Genomic DNA, 18,420 nt, shown 5'->3' with positions numbered 1-18,420 from the left:
GGACGGCCGCGGCTGACGGCGGCGGCTGTTTCGACAAGATTGCGGCGGGGCCGGTAAACTAGCAGATGGATCCGGCTGCAGTCCGTGGCGGCTGGTTCCTGCCATGTGTGGAAATTCCCTGGTTTCCGGGGGATTCCTGCGCGGGCAGACCCGGCAGTGAAGTACTGAATCGGGCCTCACGGCACATCTATAGGAGTTATTGTGGCACTTGACGCCGCTGTAAAGCAGTCCATCATCCAGGATTTCGCAACGTCCGAGGGCGACACCGGTTCACCGGAGGTCCAGGTTGCAGTCCTGACTCAGCGGATCAAGGATCTGACTGAGCACATGAAGGTGCACAAGCACGATTACCACACCCAGCGCGGTCTGCTGGCCATGGTTGGTCGTCGCAAGCGTATGCTCACCTACCTCAAGAACACTGACATCACCCGCTACCGTGCGCTCATCGAGCGTCTCGGCCTGCGCCGCTAGTCAGCTTTAAGGGGCGGCCCCTTCCGTGACGGAAAGGGCCGCCTTCTTCAGAAGAAAAACTAAACAGGAGGATCAACCGCATCACGCATTCGCGGTCCTCGGTAGTGATCCCCGGGAACGGCTTCGAAGAATGAAGCCCCCGGCCCGTGGATCTCGATCGATGACCGGGTGCAGTGCAGGCCAGTAGACAGATGCTGGCCTGGGTTGATGCGGCTGGACTCCGTGAAACAAGAAACGGAGGTGACTCTCTTGGAGGGTCCCGAAATCCAGTTCTCAGAAGCAGTCATTGACAATGGCCGCTTTGGCAAGCGTGTAATCCGCTTTGAAACCGGCCGTCTTGCCAAGCAGGCAGCCGGCGCAGCCATGGTGTACATCGACGAAGACACCGCACTGCTGTCCGCCACCACCGCCGGCAAGCACCCGCGTGAAGGCTTCGACTTCTTCCCGCTGACGGTTGACGTTGAAGAGCGCATGTACGCCGCCGGCCGTATCCCGGGCTCGTTCTTCCGCCGCGAAGGCCGCCCGTCCACCGAGGCCATCCTGGCCTGCCGCCTCATGGACCGCCCGCTGCGTCCGGCCTTCGTCAAGGGCCTGCGCAACGAGGTCCAGATCGTGGTGACCGTCCTGGCCATCAACCCCGACGAGCTCTACGACGTGGTGGCCATCAACGCCTCCTCCATGTCCACCCAGCTCTCGGGCCTGCCGTTCTCCGGCCCGATCGGCGGCGTCCGCGTTGCCCTCGTCGCTGACGAGCACGGTTCACAGTGGGTTGCTTTCCCCAAGCACTCCCAGCTCGAGAACTCTGTGTTCAACATGGTTGTAGCCGGCCGTGTTGCCGGTGACGACGTCGCCATCATGATGGTCGAAGCCGAAGCAACCGACAATTCCTGGAACCTCATCAAGGAACAGGGCGCCACCGCTCCCACCGAAGAGGTTGTCTCCGAGGGCCTCGAGGCTGCCAAGCCGTTCATCAAGGCACTCTGCGACGCCCAGGCGGACCTGGCTGCACGCGCTGCCAAGCCCACCGTTGAGTTCCCGGTCTTCCTGGACTACCAGGATGACGTCTACGCCGCTGTTGAGTCCGCTGCCGCTGAGAAGCTGGCCGCTATCTTCCAGATCGCTGACAAGCAGGAACGCGATGCTGCAACGGATTCGCTCAAGGACGAAGTCACTTCTTCCCTGGCCGGCCAGTTCGAAGGCCGCGACAAGGAGCTGTCCGCAGCATTCCGCTCGGTTACCAAGCAGGTTGTGCGCCAGCGTATCCTCAAGGACCAGATCCGCATCGACGGCCGTGGCCTGACGGACATCCGCCAGCTCACCGCCGAGGTTGAGGTTCTGCCCCGCGTGCACGGCTCGGCAATCTTCGAGCGCGGCGAAACCCAGATCATGGGTGTCACCACGCTGAACATGCTCAAGATGGAACAGCAGATCGATTCGCTGTCGCCCGTCACGCGCAAGCGCTACATGCACAACTACAACTTCCCGCCGTACTCCACCGGCGAGACCGGCCGCGTGGGTTCGCCCAAGCGCCGCGAAATCGGACACGGCGCCCTCGCCGAGCGCGCCATTATGCCGGTGCTGCCGTCCCGCGAGGAATTCCCCTACGCGATCCGCCAGGTGTCTGAGGCTCTCAGCTCCAACGGTTCGACGTCGATGGGTTCCGTCTGCGCTTCGACGCTGTCCCTGCTCAATGCAGGTGTGCCGCTGAAGGCAGCTGTTGCAGGTATCGCCATGGGCCTGGTCTCCGACCAGGTTGACGGCCAGACCCGCTACGCAGCCCTGACCGATATCCTCGGCGCCGAAGATGCTTTCGGCGACATGGACTTCAAGGTTGCCGGCACCGCCGAATTCGTTACGGCCATCCAGCTGGACACGAAGCTCGACGGCATCCCCGCTTCCGTGCTGGCAGCAGCGCTGAAGCAGGCCCGCGAAGCCCGACTGCACATCCTGGACGTCCTGAACTCCGCGATCGACACCCCGGATGAGCTCTCCGAGTTCGCGCCGCGCGTCATCGCGGTCAAGATCCCGGTTGACAAGATCGGCGAGGTCATTGGGCCCAAGGGCAAGATGATCAACCAGATCCAGGAAGACACCGGCGCCGACATCTCCATCGAGGACGACGGCACGGTCTACATTGGCGCCACCAACGGTCCGTCTGCTGACGCAGCACGCTCCGCCATCAACGCCATTGCCAACCCGCAGATCCCGGAAATCGGCGAGCGCTACCTGGGTACGGTCGTCAAGACCACCACCTTCGGTGCCTTCATTTCGCTGACTCCGGGCAAGGACGGCCTGCTGCACATCTCCGAGCTGCGCAAGCTGGCCAACGGCAAGCGCGTGGACAACGTTGATGACGTGGTTTCCGTCGGCCAGAAGATCCAGGTGGAAATCACCAAGATCGATGACCGTGGAAAGCTGTCGCTGTCCCCCGTAGTGGCTGAAGAAGAAGGCGCCGAGAGCGTTGACGCTTCCGCCGCAGAGAGCGCTGTCGAAGCGGAGTAGTCCACTGACGTGGAGGAGCATCCTCCTCCACACAGCATGAATCGGCGGGGCCGGTGGATGATCCACCGGCCCCGCCGCTGTTACGATGGCAGCCAGATCCGGCTGCCGCTCCTGAAAGGCTTCAATGACTGTTGTACCCCTGCCGCTTGAGCAGAACCAGCCCGGCGACACCCTGGTCCACGGCTCCGACGGCGGCTCCGTTGTCCGGCGTTCGGTGCTGCCGGGCGGCGTTCGGGTGCTCACCGAAGCGATGCCGGGCCAGCGTTCGGCGACCATCGGTTTCTGGGTGGGCGTCGGGTCACGCGATGAAGCCCCGGGCCAGCACGGCTCCACGCACTTCCTGGAGCACCTGCTGTTCAAGGGGACCAAACGCCGCACTGCCCTGGAGATCGCCTCGGCCTTTGACGAGGTGGGCGGGGAGTCCAACGCAGCCACGGCCAAGGAGAGCACGTGCTATTTCGCGCGCGTGCTGGACACGGACCTGCCCATGGCCATCGAGGTCATTGCCGACATGATCACCGGTGCCGTCCTGGATCCGGCCGAGATGGAGCAGGAGCGCGACGTCATCCTGGAGGAAATCGCCATGGACAGCGACGACCCCACGGACGTTGCACATGAAAACTTTGTGGCTGCCGTCCTGGGCACCCACCCGCTGGGCCGCCCTATCGGCGGCACGCCCGCCGCGATCCGCGCCGTCGCCCGCGAGTCCGTCTGGGAGCACTACCGCCGTTACTACCGCCCGGATGAGCTGGTCATCACCGCCGCCGGGGGCTTGGAGCACGACGTCGTCTGCAGCCTTGTGGTGGACGCCCTCCACACTGCCGGGTGGTCACTTGAGCCGGATGCCGCTCCGGTGGATCGCCGCTCCACCGAGCGGGCGGACATCACCGGCACAGCCGGGCTGCATGTGGTCAAGCGTGCGGTGGAACAGGCGAATATCATCATGGGCTGCCCGACGATTGTGGCCACCGATGAACGCCGCTACGTCATGAGCGTCCTCAACGCCGTCCTGGGCGGCGGGATGTCCTCGCGGCTGTTCCAGGAGATCCGCGAGAAGCGTGGCCTGGTGTACTCCACGTACTCCTTTGCCTCCTCCTACGCGGATGCAGGCTACTTCGGGATGTACGCAGGGTGCACTCCGTCCAAGGTCCGCCAGGTACTGGACCTGCTGGGGCTGGAGCTGGACAAGCTTGCCGAAGGCGGGATCTCCGACGACGAACTGCGCAAGGCCGTGGGCCAGCTCTGCGGTGGAATTGTCCTGGCACTGGAGGACACGGGTTCCCGCATGTCCCGCCTGGGCCGTGCTGAACTCGTGTCCGGTGAATACCAGGACATCGACGAGACCCTGCGCCAGATCAAGGCGGTCACTGCGCAGGAGGTCCAGGAGCTTGCCAGGGAACTGGCGGCCGCCCCGCGGACTGTCACCGTGGTGGGCCCGTTCGAGGAGACCGAAACCTTCGGTCTCTGACGGGCAGGCTTGCGCCCGCCATAATGAACCTATGAACTTTCCGCAGCCGGGCACGGTGCACGCCGTCCTGGAGAACTTCCTGGGCCATTGGCGCGGCACCACCTGGCTGGACGCGTCGGCCTGGGGGCCCAAGCGCACGGCCTCGGCGGAAATCAGTTACACCAGGGCTGCCGGGGGCTACGCAGTCGTGCAAAGTTACAGACACACCGAAGCTGATGGCACGCACTTTGAAGGCCACGGCGTTTTTACTGTCGACCGTGACCACAACGACATCCTCTGGTACCACGTGGACAGCATGGGCCTACCGCCGGGAGCCCCGGCCCGCTGCACGTGGGTGGACGGTGTGCTGCGCGTCGAGCGCCACAGTGACCGGGGGACTGCCCGCCATACTTTCCGGGTGGACAACGACGTGCTGATCCACACCGCCGAGTTGCGCCTCGGCGACGGCCAGGCCTTTGTCCCGTTCATGAACTCCGAGTGCCGCCGCGTCTGACCCCATCCCGACCCCTGCGCGAACGGACACTTGGGGCCCCTGCAGAATTCCGACCGTCAGCCGGCTGATTCCAGAATCCTTGTCCGCGGAGCGCCGTTCAAGGCTGGCGCTGCGGAAGACGAATTCCACACCCTACTTTTCAGGTTCGCCGGCAATTGCTCAGCCTGGCCGGGTTCGTTGAAATCGAGTTCCACCACCACGTAGTGGGAATCATCCACAGGCTGGGAAATCCGGTGGCCGACGACTCCGGAGGCCGCGCGGTCCACTGGATCCCGGTCGAAGGCTTCTTTCCACATGCCAAAGTCCTTAATGCCATGTTCGATTTGCAGTGTGTACATTGCTAATTCTCCTTAGCTCATCGTGTTAGTTGATCGCACTTATTTGCCTCCGTGCTGTCCAACCCATGGCTCCTGTCCTGGGACAGCCGCACGGTTCCGCTGCGTCGCGTACTGTCACGTTAACTGCCGGCCGATGTGGCCGGTATCCCAGAAATCTGGGGTCTTGGTAGAAAACCCGGCGCTGTCCACAGAGGGCATACTGGGGGAATGACCCCCGGCAGGCCCTGGAACAGGAGCTTTGAACGGATCCGGCTCATCGGCGACTCCGCCCCGGATCACCACTCGTTACGCACTGCCGTGCTCGCTGAGTTGGGCCGGGTGCTTCCGTTCAGTGCTTTCGTGTGGCCGCTCTCAGATCCGCTGACGGCGACGGGCATGTCGCCCATGGCCCGGATTCCGTGCCCGGACGAACTGCCGTTGCTGATCAGGCTCAAGTATCTGACGCAGGCAGGTCGGTGGACGCAGTTGGCGATCAGCCCGTCGCCGGTCACGACGCTGCTGCGCGAAACTGCCGGCAATCCATCACGGAGCCTGGTATGGGATGGCCTGATGAAGCGCTACGGAGTGACCGATGTCCTGTTCGCAGTGCTGGCGGACAAGCACGGTTGCTGGGGTTGGATTGACCTCTGGCGAACGGCGAAGGAAAATCCCTTTACCGCCGACGAAGTGGGATACGTCGCTGCCGTGACGCGTGAGGTCATGCCCGCCCTTCGTCGTTCGATAGCCCGGCAATTTCTCCTGGAGGTGCCTGGCGGACGCGACCCCGTAGGACACGAGGTGGTCCGTACGCGGGCGTAAGCCGTCGGCGAACGTCCTGGGCCGGACTGCCTCAGCAGGCTGTGCTGACTCTGGATGCGGATATGGCGGTGGTGGGTGGAACGGCTTCGGTGGAGGAGTGGCTTGGACTGCTCCAGGCCGGCCCGCGTCCCTTTCAACGCGTACCGGCCGAGGTCCTCAACGTCGCTGCCCAGCTGCTGGCGCGTGAGGCGGGCGTGGATCGTCATCCTGCGTCCGCCCGTGTGCACATCGGGTCAGGCCAGTGGGCCCTCCTCCAGGCCAGCCGGATGGACTCTACCGGCACGGCGGCCATTCCGCCATTGGCCGTCACCATCCAGGCCTGCCCTCCGGCGGCGAGGCTTGATATGTTCGCCCGGAGCTTCGGGCTGACAACGCGCCAGCGGGAATTGTTTGAGCTTGCCGCCAGCGGCGCCGACACCAACGCCATGGCTGACGCCTTGGGGATCGGGGCCCATACCGTCCAGGATCAGTTCAAGCAGATTTTCGAGACATGCGGCGTCCATAGCCGCGCGACGTTGTTGGCCCTGGCGATGGGAGCGGCCCAGTAACCGAAACGCAGTTCAGCTCCGTGCCGGTGGTATGCCCAGGTCCAGGTCCAGGTCCAGGTCCAGGTCGAGTTCCAAGTCCAGGTCCGCGTCCAAGACCGAACCGGTGCTGGTGCCGGCGCCGGGCATGGGGATGTTGGCTGGCCAGTGGGGTGGTTCCCAGTCGGGGTGTTCGCTTTGGTAGTGCCGTCCGGACGGTGATATCCAGCCGGGTGGTTCATTCTTGGTGGCGGTGGTGGGTTTCCAACCGGTGATGTGGCGGAGTCTGTGGTGTTTGTGGCAGGGTTGGCCGAGATTTGGGATGCCGGTGGTGCCGCCGTGGGCCCAGGCGAGGAGGTGGTCCGCTTCGTTGTCGAGGGACTGGTTGCTGCAGCCTGGGAACGGGCATTTCCCGTCCCGTAGTCGTAGCCATTGGCGTTGGGCTTTGGTGAGCCGGTAGCTGGTTCTGCCGATTTCCAGGGGTGCTCCGTCGCGGGGATCGATCAGGACGCGGTGGAAGGATTCGGCACCGTCGGCGATCAGGTGGCGGGCCATGGATGGCGGGATCGGCCCGTATCCGTCGAGCATGGCGGGTTCGTCGGTCTGGCCCAGCAGCGCCATGACCGGGACCGTGATCAACACCTGCGCCCGCGGGGATGGAACACCGCCGCCCACGGCGATGCCCCCGGTCTCTTCGTGGCTCGTTTCGCCGGTCGCGCCGCCGCTCTTTTCCCTACCCTCATCACCGGTTCCGCTGCCTGCACTGTTGTTGGTCAGAAGCCAGGTGGCGGCGATGTCTGCTCGGAGCTGGCTGAGGTTCCGGTCCTCATGAGGCCCCTGCAACGCCCTGGCCACTGTGGTGGTGCGGTTCCAGATCCCCGCGGCGGTGTCCGCAGGGAGGTAGGCGGAGAGCCAGGCCATCCCGTCGCGGTCCGGGGCATATTCCAGGCCTCGGTCGGCTGCGCTCTTGATATGGCGTTTTTCGATGCTGACCGGGTGGTGGCGTTCCCGCCAGGTGCGGGCCTTGTGCCGGAACCTTCCGGGGATGAGCTCACCGGCCGGGCCACGTGCCGGATTCACCACGTGAGGGTCCAGGAAATGTGCCTCCAACGCCGCCGCGCCCGGCCTGTCGAGGTTGGTGGTTTCGTCGACCATGATCCGGGCGTGCTGCCACGAGATCGTCCCTGCCTGCAGCGCGGAGAATGTCAGCGGCAGGGCCGTGGTCAGGGCGTGGGCTTCGGCGAGGAGGGCCCCGGCAGCGCGTTCACTGACCGTCAGGGCACACGCGACCTCCGCGACCACGGCCATCTCCTGCCCGGTATGGTCCTCGGGCGACGTTGCAGGGCCCGCCAGAGCCTCGGCGGCGGCGGTGTAACTGGCAGCCAGCCAGGCCTTCAGTGCGGCACTTTTCGCGTCCAGCCGTGAGATCTCGGCCAGCCCGTCCAGGAATTCATCTGCTCTCCGACGCATAGGATCAGCGTCCCCGGAACAGCCGGAATCAGTCCCGTCCCGGAGCACCACAGCCAGCTCAGCGAAGGATGCCGAAAGGGACTCCGCCGTCGCCACAGCTGCTCTGCTATCCATACTCAAATCATCCCGCGAGGGTCTGACAATAACGGCCAGCCTGAACGGCTATGTGCATAACTCCGCGAAGCAACTGTAAGTGCCTGCATCCGTGGGCGGTTTCAAGGTGTCGTTGCAGGGGCCTCAACTGTCCGTTCGCACCAAGGACGCGGGGCCTCAAATGTTCGTTCGCGCCAAGATCCGGGGCCTCAAGTGTCCCCTCGCGCCGTCTGCAAGGTGTCCTACCCGCCGGCGAACGGAGGCAGCACGTCGACCACATCGCCCGGATTTAACACAGTCGTGCGGTCCCGGACGGCCACCTCGTTGAGCAGGAAACTGCTCCGGGACAGGATACGTTGCAGGGGAGGAGTGCCGGCAGCGGGCTCGGCGCGGTCCACAGCCAGGACTGCCAGCAGCAGGTCGGCCACTGTGGCCCCCGGCGCGAGATCGAAGAGCTCTTCTTCGACCCCAGCGGCAGCGCGTGCGGCAGCGAAGTAACGTACGTTCAAGAATTCAGCCTCCGATGGCGCTCATGCTGCGGTCCGGCTGGACAAAGTCCGCCGCGCCGAGACCTGTGTGGTCCATGCCGTGGGCCTTTGGCTTGACCCACATGGCATCCTGCCAGCGTTCGGCCAGGGCCTGATCACCGGCGCCGTCCCGCAGAAGACCCAAGAGATCAAACTCCTCACGGGAGAACAGACAGCTCATGATCTTGCCCTCGGCGGTGATCCGTGTGCGACGGCAGTCGGAGCAGAACGGCTCCGTGACGGACGCGATGATGCCCACGGTGCCGAGCACCGGCCCTTGGGCTTCCGGCGCCGCCTCCACGCCTTCCGGCCGATGCACGTTAGCGGCAGACACTAGTCCCTCGGTACCCAGCACGGGACTATCCGGCCCCGCGGTCCCGGCTGCCCGGCGTCGTACTTCAAAGCGTTCCGCGGGGGCTCCATCGCGGGCGCGGGGATCGGGACTCAACACAAAGTCGCGCGAGAGCAGAGTGCGAATCTCGGCCGCGGTGATCATGTTCCGGCGGGTCCAGCCGTGGTCTGCGTCGAGCGGCATCTGCTCGATGAAGCGCAGTTCGTAGCCGCGGTCCAGCGCCCAGGCGAGCAGGGACGGCGACTCGGTGTCGTTGATGCCCCGCATCAGGACGGCGTTGAGTTTGACGGGGCCCAGTCCCGCGGCCCAGGCGGCATCGACGCCGGCCAGGACACGGTCCAGGAAGGGGCGCCGGGTCAGCTTGGTGAAGGTTTCTTCGTGCAGCGAATCCAGTGAGACGTTGATGCGGGTCAGGCCCGCAGCCTTGAGCGTGGCGGCCTTCTTGTCCAGGCCCACGCCGTTGGTGGTCATGGAGATGGGCAGTTCCGGATGGTTGCTGCGCAGGGCCGCAATGATGTCAATCAGGTCCGCCCTGACCAGTGGCTCCCCGCCCGTCAGACGCAGTTCGCGAACACCGAGCAGCTCCACGCCGATCCGGACAATCCGCACGATCTCCTCGGCGGACATCACGGCCTGCTTGGAAAGCCATTCAAGCCCCTCGGCCGGCATGCAGTAGGTGCAGCGCAGATTGCATTTGTCCGTCAGCGACAGCCTCATGTCCGTGGCCCGGCGGCCGTACTGGTCCAGCAGTCCCGGCGCCGTGCCGGCCGGCCGGGCAGGCGGCAGCCCCGGCCCTGCATCCTCCCGGGGTTGTGGCATGCCTAGCTGAACACTCATGAATTCAGGCTACGCCACGTTTACCCCCGGGATCACGCCCATGACGCCCGGGATCCGCTCCATCGCCGGAAGTCCCTCCGAACGGTGGCGAAGTCCCGCGCCGCCGGGGCCCGGCGAACCTATGCTGGAGAGGTGAACAGCTCCCAGCCCCTGCAGGAAACGGCCGACGACGGCGCCACCTCTCCAGGGCGCTCGGGAACCGACGGTGCCGCTCGAGGCAGCCGTCGCTGGGCCGCCGCGTCGGGAGCCGTGGCCGCCGGCGCCGCCGTCGTAATAGGGGAGCTGCTGGCAGGTCTGTTCAGTCCGTCCCTCTCGCCCTTGACGGCAGTCGGCGGAGCCGTGATCGACGCTGTTCCGCCGGGTGTGAAGGACTGGGCCATCTCGCTTTTCGGCACCGCCGACAAAGCGGTGTTCGTGGGCGGGATGCTGCTGGTTATCGCGGCCGTCGGGGCATTGGCAGGGATCCTGGAGCAGCGCAGGCGGTTTGCCGGTGGGGCGGTGATTGCTGTTTTTGGGCTCGTCGGGCTCAGTGCGGTCCTCACGCGTGCCCAGATGACCCCGGCCGCGGCTGTAGTGGCACTGGCCGCAGCCCTGTCCGGTGCCCTGCAGCTGGGATGGCTGATCCGGCGGCTCCACGAAGGGCACCCGGCCGGCGCAGCTGGAACAGGTGCAGCGGGGACAGCAGCCGGGACAAACGCCGCGACGGCGCAAGTTCCCGCGGGGACAGCAGCAACCGCCGGGCGGCGCACGTTCCTGCAGGTCTTGGCTGCGAGCGCGGGGGCCACCGCCGTTGGCGGGGTTGTGGCCGCGGTCTGGCGAGGTGCAGCCTCCGGCATCAGTACTGCCCGCGAGATGCTGCAACTGCCTGCCGCAGTCTCCGGAGCGCCCGCCATCCCGGCCGGCGCCGAGGTCGGCCTGGACGGGATGCAGCCGCTGGTTACACCGAACCGGGACTTCTACCGGATTGACACCGCCCTGATCGTCCCGTCCCTCGACCCTGAATCTTGGGTACTCCGCGTCACGGGGATGGTGGAACAGGAGATTGAGCTGAACCTGGCCGATCTGCTGGCCAAGCCGCTGATCGAACGTCATGTGACCATCGCCTGCGTCTCCAACGAAGTGGGCGGGGACCTGATCGGCAATGCCCGCTGGCTCGGCTGGCCGGTGCGGGAACTCCTGGCCCTTGCCCGGCCGCAGTCCGGCGCCGACATGGTGCTGTCCCGGAGCTCCGACGGCTGGACGGCGGGCACACCGCTGGAGGTCCTCACTGATCAGCGGGACGCCCTGCTTGCGGTGGGGATGAACGGCGAACCGTTGCCGCTGGAACACGGCTTCCCGGTCCGGTTGATCGTGCCGGGCCTCTACGGCTACGTTTCCGCGACCAAATGGCTCACGGAACTCCGTCTCACCAGGTTCGCGGACGACGTCGGCTATTGGACGCCGCGCGGCTGGTCCGACCGCGGCCCCATCAAAACGTCCTCGCGGATCGACGTTCCGCGCACCGGCCGGCGGGTGGGTGCTGGAACGGTCATGTTTGGCGGCGTGGCCTGGGCCCAGCACACCGGGGTCGGCAAAGTGGAGCTCCGGGTCAACCGCGGTCCGTGGCAGGCGGCCCGCCTCGCGCCCGGGATTTCGCTGGACACCTGGTACCAGTGGCAGCTGGGCATCGACCTGGCTCCGGGCCAGTACGAGGTCCAGGTCCGCGCCACAGACCTCAACGGCGAGCCGCAGGTGGAGGACCGCCGGCCGGTTGCTCCCGACGGTGCCACAGGCTTCCACACCATTAGAGTTGACGTGAATCCATGACCGCCCGGACCGAAGGCAAGACCATGCACAGCCCTCCGCACCAGCGCGGCCACATGCACCACCAGGCACGGTCCGTCGCCCTGCACCGCGCCGCCGTCACCGAACTGCTGGCGCCCCTGCTGGCCCAGGAACGGACGGAAACGCTGGCACTTCGCGACGCGCTGGGCAAGGGCCTGGCCCAGGACGTGATGGCCGCCCTGAACCTTCCGCCGTTCGCCAACTCCCAAATGGACGGCTTTGCCGTCAACAGCCTGGACGTGCCCGACGGCGGTGCGGAGCTGCCTGTGGGTGTCCCCGTTCCGGCAGGTGCCGTGCCGGCGGCCCTGGACCGCGGCACTGCCGCCCCCATCATGACGGGAGCCATGATTCCCGCCGGTGCTGACGCCGTCGTGCCCGTGGAACGTGCCGTTCCGGACCGGTTCCCCGCCCCGGGGGAAACAACCACTGTGTGGCTGCCGGCGACGGCGGCCGGCACCTTCGTGCGGTCGGCCGGCAGCGATATTGCGGAGGGGGAGCGGGCGCTGGCCTCGGGTACCTTCCTTGGCCCGGCGCAGCTGGGGCTGCTGGCGGCCCTGGGGATCGCCGAAGTTACTGTGCACAGGCCGGTGACCGTCCTGCTGGCCACCACGGGCGACGAAGTGGTGGAACCCGGCCAGCCCCTGCCGGCCGGCAAGATCTACGATTCCAACGGAACCCTCCTCGAAAGCGCCATGCGGCAAGCGGGCCTGGCCGTGGTGCGCACGGCCATTGCCTCGGACCACCCTGACGAATTCCGGGCACTCCTGCGCAGCCATGCCGGCACGGTGGACCTGATCGTTACCACGGGCGGCGTCAGCAAAGGAGCCTACGAAGTGGTCCGCCAGGCCATGGAGGGCCAGGCCACCGAGTTCCTGCATGTGGCCATGCAGCCCGGCGGCCCGCAGGGCATCGGGACGTTCGACGGTTTGCCTTTCCTCGGATTCCCGGGAAACCCTGTTAGCTGCCTGGTTTCCTTCGAAATGTTCCTGCGGCCTGTGCTGGCTGAACTGTTTGGATCGCCGGCACCGCGGATTCCGGTCCGCGCACGGCTGGGCCACAGCCTTTCGTCGCCTGAACACAAGCACCAGGTCCGGCGCGGAACCCTTCAGGGGGACGGAGCCGTCCGCCTGGAAGGGGGCGAAAGCTCCCACCTCATGCATGCCCTCGCCGGCTCCAACGCGCTGGTGCACGTACCCGTTGGGGTCTCGGCGCTCGCCGAAGGTGACGAGGTGGAAGTATGGATGCTGTGAATCCAGAACATAGCCCGTCCGCGCTGACCCACCTGCGCCAGGACGGAAGCGCCCAGATGGTGGACGTGTCAGGCAAATCCGAAACCACGCGGGAAGCCACCGCCACTGCCACCGTCCGCACCACTGACGAAGTGCTGGGCCTGCTCGGATCCGGCGGCCTGCCCAAGGGTGATGCCCTGGCCGTGGCGCGGGTTGCCGGCATCATGGCGGCAAAAAAGACCCCCGAACTCATCCCGCTCTGCCATCCTTTGCCGCTCTCGAAAGTCACTGTGGACTTCGAGCTCGGAACCGATTCCGTGGAGATTCTGGCCACGGTCAAGACCCGCGGGGTCACCGGGGTTGAGATGGAAGCGCTGACGGCGGCCTCCGTGGCTGCCCTCAGCGTGTACGACATGATCAAGGCCGTCGACAAGCACGCCGTGCTGACCGACATCAAAGTGCTGGCGAAAAGCGGCGGCAAGAGCGGGGACTGGACACTATGAGCACCGAGAGCACTTACCCGGCTGAGCCAAACACAGAGCCGCACACTCACCAACCCCACCTGCCGGAGCCGCACACTCACGGCGAGGTGCAGGGCCGGAAGGCCGGGGTTGTCATTGCGTCCACCCGGGCCGCCGCAGGCATCTATGAGGACGAAACCGGGCCCGTCATCATCGACTGGCTCACCGAGCACGGCTTCGAGGCGTACCCCGCCATGGTGGTGCCGGACGGCGCGCCCGTCGGTGCGGCGATCCGGGCCCTCCTCACCCAGCATCCCGCCGTCGTGATCACCAGCGGCGGTACAGGGCTCAGCCCGGACGACCGCACACCCGACGTCACCCTGCCCCTTCTGGACCGTGAAATCCCGGGCATCATGGAGGCCATCCGGCGCGAAGGCGCAACCAAAACGCCGCTGGCGGCCCTCAGCCGCGGCCATGCGGGAGCTGCCGGGCAGACGTTCATCATTAACCTGCCCGGCTCACCCAAGGGCGTTATGGACGGCCTGTCGGTGCTGGACCCGTTGATCGGGCACCTGTGCGACCAGCTGGAGGGCGGCCATGGCCACTGAACCGGTTTTCGAAGTGGTCCACGCCGTGCTGAGCGCCGAACCCATCTCCGTCGATCAGGCGATCGCTGCGGTGGAGTCTGACACCGCAGGGGCCGTGGTCAGTTTCAGCGGCGTAGTGCGGAATCACGACGGCGGCAAGGCAGTGGAGCGGCTCAGTTACAGTGCGCACCCCACGGCTCACCAGGTAATGGCCGACGTCGTCGCGCGGCTGGCCGCCGAACATGCCGGCGACGGGGCCGCCACGCAGCCCGTGCGGATCTGGGCTGCCCACCGCATCGGGATGCTCAACATCGGTGATCCGGCGCTGGTTTGTGCGGTCTCGGCTGCGCACCGCGGACAGGCTTTTGCCGTGTGTTCCGAACTGGTGGACCGCATCAAGGAGCAGGTTCCCATCTGGAAGGAGCAGTTCTTCGCCGACGGCACGGTGGAGTGGGTCGGCGCGGGCAGCTGAGCCGTACGGGCTTCCCTCCGCCTTCCGGCGGTTGCGAGGTAACGCACAGCCTCCGGTTCAATCCCGCACCCGGCCCGACGGTAGGGTTAACGGCATGACCGAACAACTCTCCGCGCCCACCCGCGTGGCTGTCCTGGGCGCCAACGGGCGCATGGGCGCCGAAGCCGTAAAGGCCGTTGAAGCTGCCTCCGACCTGATGCTCGTAGCCGCCCTGGGACGCGGCGACTCGCTGGACCAGCTGGCCACTTCGGGTGCCGACATCGTAGTGGACCTCACCGTCCCCGAGAGCACGGAAGCGAACGTGCGCTACGCCGTCGAGCATGGCATGCACGCCGTCGTGGGGACCACCGGCTGGGATTCCACGTGGCTCGCCGCCCTGGAAGCACTGCTCGCGGAGCACCCGGAAACCGGAGTGCTGATCGCCCCCAACTTTGCCCTAGGCTCCGTGCTGGCCTCGGCCTTTGCCGCCAAGGCGTCTAAGTATTTTGAGTCCGTGGAAATCATCGAACTGCACCACCCGGAAAAGGTTGACGCGCCATCCGGGACCGCTGTGCGCACCGCCCAGCTCATTGCTGCCGAGCGCAAGGCTGCGGACGTTCCGCCCAGTCCTGACGCGACCACCAGTGAACTCGCGGGCGCGCGGGGTTGCGAGGTTGAGGGAGTCCGCGTTCACAGCGTCCGGCTGCGCGGGCTGGTGGCCCACCAGGAGGTGCTCCTCGGAGGTCCGGGGGAGCAGCTGACCTTCCGCCACGACTCCTTCGACCGTGCTTCTTTTATGCCCGGAGTGCTGCTTGGCGTGCGCAACGTCGCCGCGCATCCGGGACTGACGGTGGGCCTGGACGGCTACCTGGACCTGGGGCTCTAGGCCGTGGGCGAGTTCCTGGCCGCGTTCCGGAAGAACCGCACCAAGATCTGGGTGGGTGCCGTAACGCTCCTGCTGGTCTTCTACCTGGTGGTGTCCTTCCAGCGCTCCGTGCTCCTGCTGCTGGACAGCAACCCCGCCGCCAAGGCCATCGGGGCTGCCTACCTGGTCCTCCCGGCCATCGGCGCCTGGGCTATGATCCGTGAACTGCTGTTCGGCGCGCGCACGGAACAGATGGCCAAGGTCCTGGAGGCCGAAGGCGGGCTCCCGGTAGACGAACTGCCGCGCACACCCGCCGGCCGGATCGTCCGCTCGGCCGCGGACCTGGAATTCGAAAAGTACAAGGCCGAGGCGGAGGCGGCGCCCGGTGACTGGCGTTCGTGGTTCCGGCTCAGCTGCGCCTATGACGCTGCCGGGGACCGCAAGCGCGCCCGCGCCTCCATGCGCGACGCCGTGAAGCTGTTCCGCGGCCAGGTTCCGGCGTAGGAGCCTGCTCTCCGCGACTACTCTCTGCGGCGGGTTAGCTGTAACCGGGCTAGCGCGGGCTAGCGCAGGCCCGCTCGTCCGCCGCGCCCCAGTTGGTTGGCGGCATGGCCCACCAGTTCCAGTGGCCCCCGCCATTTCAGGAGGACAAACACGATGCCCACGGCGATGGCCGTCGCGGCATGTGCCCAGTACATCCCCGCCTCGGTCCAGCCGGGGGGCAGCGGCTTCAGGTAGAACGCCGAAACCACCCACACATGCGCTGAGTAGAGCGTGAGCGTCATTGCCCCCGCGCCGCGCAGCGGCAGCAACAGGTCCAGGTCCAGCCAGTCAGCCAGACTGCCGAGCAGGAGGAACGCACCCACAACGGCGGCCGCCACGCCGCAGGTGTGAAGCAGATCCAGCGTGGTGGCCGAATGCGGTGCCGCGGCCGCCAGCCACCACCACGATCCTTCCTGCCGGATTCCCGTGAGGTTGACCTGGAGGACACTGTCCAGCGGGTATCCGGGGGCGTTCAGGACTGCCTCCAGCGCGGCCCGGCCGCCCCAGGTCTCCATTGCGGCGGTGCCCAAAGCCTTGGCCAGTGCGGCCACCGCAGTCCCGCCGGCGAGCAGCAGGACAGGAACCATCGCCTTGGTGAGGGCCAGCCGGCCAATGACCAGGCCCACCAGCAGGTACGACAGCCACTGGAACACCGGGTAGTAACCGGTCAGGAACAGGTCTCCCAGCAGAGGGAACGGGGTCGAGAGGTCTTCCCAGGACGGGTTGTGCCCCAGATTCAGGGGCGGATTGGCTGCCATAAGCCAGGGGCGGAGGAGATATGCGAGGACCGGGGAAACCACGATCCAGCCAACGGCCCAGACGCACAGTGCCTTCAGCTTCAGGCCCAGGAACGGCAGGATGCACAGGAAAAGCAGGGCGTAGTGGACCAGGATGATCGCAAGGTTCACTTCCAGCCCGCCCAATGAGAGCCCGACGGCGGCAATCACCAGGGCGCGCAGTGCGATGCCGCGGCGTGCTGCGTTCAGGGCAACACCTTCCGGAGGTACCTGTTTTCCGGTGGACAGCGCCAGGCCCACGCCCGCCAACACGGCGAAGAGGGCTGCCGCGCGGCCGGAGAAGGTCAGGCCGATCCACGTGGGAGTGAGGTCGGCGTTTGCCTCGAAGGTTGGGAGCAGATGTGTGGCCATCATGCCAAGGAGCGCCAGCCCCCTGGCTGCGTCAATACCGCGGAGGCGGCCCACGGCCTGTGAGGTTCGAGGCACCCGCGAGGGTCTTGCCGGGGCACGGGACGTCATGAGGCGATGTTCTCACACCAACCTTTATGGCAGCAGCCAAGAGCCAGCCGGAAACACGGTCTTGTAGACCTTGTATTCGAATATACGTTCGAATAATATGGAGACCATGCAAACCCCATCCCAGCCGCGACCCTTCCCGGAATCCCCAACCGCCGGCGGATCCGTGCGCCCCGCTCGGGACGGCCAGTACCCCGGCTCGGCACAGCCTGTTGGACTGATGAAAGCGATGAGCCCGGGAGTGGTGGACTTCCTCTTCCGCCAGCTCGTGGCAGGTCGGCCCCCTGTGGACATCCAGTGGCAGGACGAAGGCGTCACACTCACCGCCCAGCCGGCGGGTGCAGAGCTGGCCCGCAGGTTGGACGAAACTGACCTCGACGCCTTGACGCCCACGGAACTGTTCCACTACGTCCGGGCGGCCCAGCGGCTCGCGGCCTGGGCTGAGGGGCTGCGGGAGGCTGCGGTGGACCGTTACTGCCAGCCAGGGAAGCCGCAGGATGGCGTAGTTCCCTCGGCCAGGCGCGCATCCCTAGGATAGAGGGGTGATTGATGCCCTGACCGTCTCTGCCGTGCAGTACCAGGCGCTGGAAGGCGGGATTATCCCGAACGTGCAAGAACACGTCCGGCTGGTCGAGGACGCCGAATCCCACGGTGCCCGGCTGGTGGTGTTTCCTGAGCTGTCGTTGACGGGGTACAACCTGGCGCTACTGGCTGTTGACGACTCGTGGCTTCAACGCGATGACCCGCGCCTGGCCGATCTCCACGAAATCTGCCGCCGGACGGGGATCACCGCCGTGGCAGGTGCTGCCTATCGGGAACCTGACGGCACGCCGCGGCTCGCCAGTCTCGTGATCCACCCCGACGGCACCACTGGACTCGGGTTCAAAACCCACCTCCACGGCCCGGAGCGGGAGGCCTTTGCCGCGGGCGACGGTGCCGTCGTGATCGAGCTGGATGGCTGGAAGATCGCGCTGGCCATCTGTTTTGACGCCGCGATTCCGGACCACTCCACCGGGGCAGCCCAGGCCGGCGCGGATATCTATGCCGTTTCGGCCCTGTACACGCAGGCGGAAGAACGGCGGCTTGGCCTGCATCTCGGAGCCAGGGCCATGGACAACAGGATGTTCGCCATCTTGGCGAACCTTGGCGGACACACGGCGCTGGGCCCCACCTGCGGCCTCAGCGGGTTCTGGGGACCGGATGGCTTCGAAATGAAAAAGGCTGCCGGAACAGGCACCGAAATAGTCACCGCCATCCTGCAACGGAGTGCCTTGCGGAAATTCCGCTGACCCTGCGGGGGTCGATCTGCGGTGCGTGCTGACCCCATTCCCTAG

The 18,420-nt window shown here is 66.2% G+C and carries 20 protein-coding genes; 15 read left to right on the top strand and 5 right to left on the bottom strand.

The annotated features are described in order from the left end of the window. Positions 1 to 201 precede the first annotated feature (201 nt). The 4 genes from rpsO (at position 202) to NG697_RS03980 (ending at position 4,934) form a co-directional block, all read left to right on the top strand. Positions 202 to 471 (top strand): 30S ribosomal protein S15, encoded by a 270-nt coding sequence (rpsO, locus tag NG697_RS03995; protein WP_056348417.1) that lies wholly within the window; start codon positions 202 to 204, stop codon positions 469 to 471. Positions 472 to 720: 249 nt separating this feature from the next. Then, positions 721 to 2,973: a polyribonucleotide nucleotidyltransferase gene (locus NG697_RS03990; RefSeq protein WP_252600052.1), complete on the top strand. Its 2,253-nt coding sequence runs from the start codon at positions 721 to 723 to the stop codon at positions 2,971 to 2,973. 124 nt (positions 2,974 to 3,097) lie between these two features. Continuing rightward, positions 3,098 to 4,441 carry a M16 family metallopeptidase gene (locus NG697_RS03985; RefSeq protein WP_252613664.1) on the top strand — a complete coding sequence of 448 codons (1,344 nt, stop codon included), beginning with the start codon at positions 3,098 to 3,100 and terminating at the stop codon, positions 4,439 to 4,441. Between the two features lie 31 nt (positions 4,442 to 4,472). Then, positions 4,473 to 4,934 carry a DUF1579 family protein gene (locus NG697_RS03980; RefSeq protein ID WP_252611174.1) on the top strand — a complete coding sequence of 154 codons (462 nt, stop codon included), beginning with the start codon at positions 4,473 to 4,475 and terminating at the stop codon, positions 4,932 to 4,934. A 56-nt stretch (positions 4,935 to 4,990) separates the two neighbouring features. Here NG697_RS03980 and NG697_RS03975 read toward each other — a convergent pair whose 3' ends face one another. Continuing rightward, complete coding sequence (locus NG697_RS03975; RefSeq protein WP_252613663.1) at positions 4,991 to 5,272, bottom strand: hypothetical protein; 282 nt, start codon at positions 5,270 to 5,272, stop codon at positions 4,991 to 4,993. 207 nt (positions 5,273 to 5,479) lie between these two features. Between NG697_RS03975 and NG697_RS03970 the strand changes: the two genes are divergently transcribed. Both NG697_RS03970 and NG697_RS03965 read left to right on the top strand, forming a co-directional pair. Beyond that, positions 5,480 to 6,070 (top strand): hypothetical protein, encoded by a 591-nt coding sequence (locus NG697_RS03970; protein ID WP_252613662.1) that lies wholly within the window; start codon positions 5,480 to 5,482, stop codon positions 6,068 to 6,070. 41 nt (positions 6,071 to 6,111) lie between these two features. Beyond that, entirely contained in the window at positions 6,112 to 6,618 is a 507-nt protein-coding gene (locus tag NG697_RS03965) for a helix-turn-helix transcriptional regulator (RefSeq protein WP_252613661.1), read from the top strand. Between the two features lie 12 nt (positions 6,619 to 6,630). Here the strand turns inward: NG697_RS03965 and NG697_RS03960 are convergent, their stop codons facing one another. The 3 genes from NG697_RS03960 to moaA all read right to left on the bottom strand — a co-directional run bounded on the left by NG697_RS03960 (position 6,631) and on the right by moaA (position 9,873). Next, positions 6,631 to 8,178 (bottom strand): HNH endonuclease signature motif containing protein, encoded by a 1,548-nt coding sequence (locus NG697_RS03960; protein ID WP_252613660.1) that lies wholly within the window; start codon positions 8,176 to 8,178, stop codon positions 6,631 to 6,633. Between the two features lie 221 nt (positions 8,179 to 8,399). After that, positions 8,400 to 8,666: a MoaD/ThiS family protein gene (locus NG697_RS03955; protein WP_252611182.1), complete on the bottom strand. Its 267-nt coding sequence runs from the start codon at positions 8,664 to 8,666 to the stop codon at positions 8,400 to 8,402. Between the two features lie 4 nt (positions 8,667 to 8,670). Further along, a complete protein-coding gene (gene moaA, locus NG697_RS03950) occupies positions 8,671 to 9,873 on the bottom strand; it encodes a GTP 3',8-cyclase MoaA (RefSeq protein WP_252600037.1) in 1,203 nt (400 codons plus the stop codon). Between the two features lie 249 nt (positions 9,874 to 10,122). On the opposite strand from moaA, the gene NG697_RS03945 reads away from it, so the two are divergent. The 7 genes from NG697_RS03945 to NG697_RS03915 all read left to right on the top strand — a co-directional run bounded on the left by NG697_RS03945 (position 10,123) and on the right by NG697_RS03915 (position 15,794). Continuing rightward, positions 10,123 to 11,679, top strand: a complete 1,557-nt coding sequence (locus NG697_RS03945; RefSeq protein ID WP_252613714.1) for a molybdopterin-dependent oxidoreductase — start codon at positions 10,123 to 10,125, stop codon at positions 11,677 to 11,679. Between the two features lie 23 nt (positions 11,680 to 11,702). Further along, positions 11,703 to 12,947, top strand: a complete 1,245-nt coding sequence (locus tag NG697_RS03940) for a molybdopterin molybdotransferase MoeA (RefSeq protein WP_308293049.1) — start codon at positions 11,703 to 11,705, stop codon at positions 12,945 to 12,947. Then, the gene (moaC, locus tag NG697_RS03935; RefSeq protein ID WP_252600038.1) at positions 12,935 to 13,429 is read left to right on the top strand and encodes a cyclic pyranopterin monophosphate synthase MoaC; all 495 of its coding nucleotides are present in this window, start codon (positions 12,935 to 12,937) and stop codon (positions 13,427 to 13,429) included. Before NG697_RS03940 ends, moaC begins: the two co-directional genes overlap by 13 nt. Beyond that, on the top strand, positions 13,426 to 13,995 hold the full coding sequence (locus tag NG697_RS03930; protein ID WP_252613659.1) for a MogA/MoaB family molybdenum cofactor biosynthesis protein: 570 nt from the start codon (positions 13,426 to 13,428) through the stop codon (positions 13,993 to 13,995). The genes moaC and NG697_RS03930 overlap by 4 nt, the downstream gene beginning before the upstream one ends. Beyond that, positions 13,985 to 14,446 (top strand): molybdenum cofactor biosynthesis protein MoaE, encoded by a 462-nt coding sequence (locus tag NG697_RS03925; protein ID WP_252600040.1) that lies wholly within the window; start codon positions 13,985 to 13,987, stop codon positions 14,444 to 14,446. The genes NG697_RS03930 and NG697_RS03925 overlap by 11 nt, the downstream gene beginning before the upstream one ends. Before the next feature lie 94 nt (positions 14,447 to 14,540). After that, positions 14,541 to 15,311: a 4-hydroxy-tetrahydrodipicolinate reductase gene (gene dapB / locus NG697_RS03920; RefSeq protein WP_252600041.1), complete on the top strand. Its 771-nt coding sequence runs from the start codon at positions 14,541 to 14,543 to the stop codon at positions 15,309 to 15,311. A gap of 3 nt (positions 15,312 to 15,314) precedes the next feature. Beyond that, a complete protein-coding gene (locus NG697_RS03915; RefSeq protein WP_058929479.1) occupies positions 15,315 to 15,794 on the top strand; it encodes a hypothetical protein in 480 nt (159 codons plus the stop codon). Positions 15,795 to 15,853: 59 nt separating this feature from the next. Here NG697_RS03915 and NG697_RS03910 read toward each other — a convergent pair whose 3' ends face one another. Further along, positions 15,854 to 17,089 carry a heparan-alpha-glucosaminide N-acetyltransferase domain-containing protein gene (locus NG697_RS03910; protein ID WP_252611191.1) on the bottom strand — a complete coding sequence of 412 codons (1,236 nt, stop codon included), beginning with the start codon at positions 17,087 to 17,089 and terminating at the stop codon, positions 15,854 to 15,856. 226 nt (positions 17,090 to 17,315) lie between these two features. Between NG697_RS03910 and NG697_RS03905 the strand changes: the two genes are divergently transcribed. Both NG697_RS03905 and NG697_RS03900 read left to right on the top strand, forming a co-directional pair. Then, on the top strand, positions 17,316 to 17,624 hold the full coding sequence (locus NG697_RS03905) for a hypothetical protein (RefSeq protein ID WP_374209890.1): 309 nt from the start codon (positions 17,316 to 17,318) through the stop codon (positions 17,622 to 17,624). 4 nt (positions 17,625 to 17,628) lie between these two features. After that, positions 17,629 to 18,375, top strand: a complete 747-nt coding sequence (locus NG697_RS03900; protein ID WP_252611194.1) for a carbon-nitrogen hydrolase family protein — start codon at positions 17,629 to 17,631, stop codon at positions 18,373 to 18,375. Positions 18,376 to 18,420: the final 45 nt, after the last annotated feature.

The organism is Pseudarthrobacter raffinosi (assembly GCF_023913835.1).
GTDB lineage: Bacteria > Actinomycetota > Actinomycetes > Actinomycetales > Micrococcaceae > Arthrobacter > Arthrobacter raffinosi.
The sequence above is the reverse complement of the archived record's forward strand: the minus strand, read 5'-3'. Positions and strand labels throughout refer to the sequence as shown.

What these genes read in the sequence shown, in the direction of transcription:
- NG697_RS03970 (WP_252613662.1), top strand. Translation starts at nt 5,480, where the DNA reads ATGACCCCCGGCAGGCCCTGGAACAGGAGCTTTGAACGGATCCGGCTC.
- dapB (WP_252600041.1), top strand. Translation starts at nt 14,541, where the DNA reads ATGACCGAACAACTCTCCGCGCCCACCCGCGTGGCTGTCCTGGGCGCC.
- moaA (WP_252600037.1), bottom strand. Translation starts at nt 9,873, where the DNA reads ATGAGTGTTCAGCTAGGCATGCCACAACCCCGGGAGGATGCAGGGCCG.
- NG697_RS03905 (WP_374209890.1), top strand. Translation starts at nt 17,316, where the DNA reads ATGAGCCCGGGAGTGGTGGACTTCCTCTTCCGCCAGCTCGTGGCAGGT.
- NG697_RS03910 (WP_252611191.1), bottom strand. Translation starts at nt 17,089, where the DNA reads ATGACGTCCCGTGCCCCGGCAAGACCCTCGCGGGTGCCTCGAACCTCA.
- NG697_RS03960 (WP_252613660.1), bottom strand. Translation starts at nt 8,178, where the DNA reads ATGGATAGCAGAGCAGCTGTGGCGACGGCGGAGTCCCTTTCGGCATCC.
- NG697_RS03930 (WP_252613659.1), top strand. Translation starts at nt 13,426, where the DNA reads ATGAGCACCGAGAGCACTTACCCGGCTGAGCCAAACACAGAGCCGCAC.
- NG697_RS03940 (WP_308293049.1), top strand. Translation starts at nt 11,703, where the DNA reads ATGCACAGCCCTCCGCACCAGCGCGGCCACATGCACCACCAGGCACGG.
- moaC (WP_252600038.1), top strand. Translation starts at nt 12,935, where the DNA reads ATGGATGCTGTGAATCCAGAACATAGCCCGTCCGCGCTGACCCACCTG.
- NG697_RS03985 (WP_252613664.1), top strand. Translation starts at nt 3,098, where the DNA reads ATGACTGTTGTACCCCTGCCGCTTGAGCAGAACCAGCCCGGCGACACC.
- NG697_RS03975 (WP_252613663.1), bottom strand. Translation starts at nt 5,272, where the DNA reads ATGTACACACTGCAAATCGAACATGGCATTAAGGACTTTGGCATGTGG.
- NG697_RS03980 (WP_252611174.1), top strand. Translation starts at nt 4,473, where the DNA reads ATGAACTTTCCGCAGCCGGGCACGGTGCACGCCGTCCTGGAGAACTTC.
- NG697_RS03925 (WP_252600040.1), top strand. Translation starts at nt 13,985, where the DNA reads ATGGCCACTGAACCGGTTTTCGAAGTGGTCCACGCCGTGCTGAGCGCC.